At 57.4% G+C, this 1090-nt stretch carries 1 protein-coding gene and 1 pseudogene; one reads left to right on the top strand and one right to left on the bottom strand.

The features are described 5' to 3' along the window. Positions 1 to 75: pseudogene (gene psbK, locus NW863_RS13145) on the top strand (photosystem II reaction center protein K); the annotation flags it as partial. A 214-nt stretch (positions 76 to 289) separates the two neighbouring features. Here the strand turns inward: psbK and NW863_RS13150 are convergent. After that, the gene (locus tag NW863_RS13150) at positions 290 to 829 is read right to left on the bottom strand and encodes a DUF3611 family protein (protein WP_414366895.1); all 540 of its coding nucleotides are present in this window, start codon (positions 827 to 829) and stop codon (positions 290 to 292) included. Positions 830 to 1090 lie beyond the last annotated feature (261 nt).

Genomic DNA, 1090 nt, shown 5'->3' on the forward strand with positions numbered 1-1090 from the left:
GACATTCTGCCCATCATCCCTGTTTTGTTCTTTTTGCTGGCTTTTGTCTGGCAGGCGGCAGTGGGCTTCAAGTGAAGTCTTTAGAATAGATTTCTCCGCTGCTTTCCGCTGCCCCTCTTCCTCTGGTTGAGGGGCTCTCTAGTCGTCATGGAGATCTCACTCAGGCTGGGGCACCGTTCCTCTATCCTGATCCTTAAACAACCAAGTGGCAATTAAGTTGCGGCGACCTCTAACTTCTCCCTTGCTGGGGGATTTGGGGTCGGTCGTGGGTGGCGGTGCGGCTCAGGGGTTAAGGCTCGCGGTCGAGGACGCCGGTAATCCAGAGTACCCCTGCCAAGCAAACAAAGTGGGCAAACGTCACGTTGATGTTGGCAGCCAGCAGCAGCACCCCTGTTACCTGGTTAGCCTGGGTGCGGGCAAACATACGCGCCAACAGCTCGCCCACCTGCGCCTCCATGCCGATGAGGGCAAGGAAAGCCCCGATTAGGCTGACGTAGGTGACCAACTGCAACTGCCTAGGCAGATCCAACTGGCTCAAGGCATCGGCAGAGGCTGAGCGGCGCTCGGCATGGAGTAGGTAGCGCCAGTTGAAGAATAGGCCCGTCCCTAGGGTTAGAAGTGTGAACAGAGTGAACCAAAAGGCGATCACAGCCCCCAGCGAGTCATCCCGGTAGACGGTATTTTGGCCGATTAAAAACCCCAGCCAGAGCAACAGGGCCGTTGCTCCCAAAACCGCCTGAAACCAGAACCCGAAACGGCGAGTCATGCGTAAGCGAGACTTCATCCGCTCGACAGCCGCCCGTACTGACGGCGACATAGGCTCGTTCATCTTTCTCCCCTGCTCGACTGGCTGAACACCGACTTTCGCATCCAGCCTATCGTTATCTCCTGCCTCCAGTCACATCCACCTTGCCCGGCCTGCCTCAATGGGGAGAGATTAGGGCTTCGGACTTTCCCTGGGATCCCCGCTTTGCAGGCGCAGGATTTCGGCTTCGATGCGCTGTTGGAGGTCTCTGCCTTCTTCGGAGCGAATCAACAGGGTGATGCGGTTGTATTCAGGCACGGTCATGCCGTGGCGGGTGATGATCTC

Origin of the sequence: Synechococcus sp. B60.1 (assembly GCF_047462555.1) — a bacterium.
GTDB lineage: Bacteria > Cyanobacteriota > Cyanobacteriia > Thermostichales > Thermostichaceae > Thermostichus.

Coding starts and splice junctions, on each gene's coding strand:
- NW863_RS13150 (WP_414366895.1), bottom strand. CDS start 829: ATGAACGAGCCTATGTCGCCGTCAGTACGGGCGGCTGTCGAGCGGATG.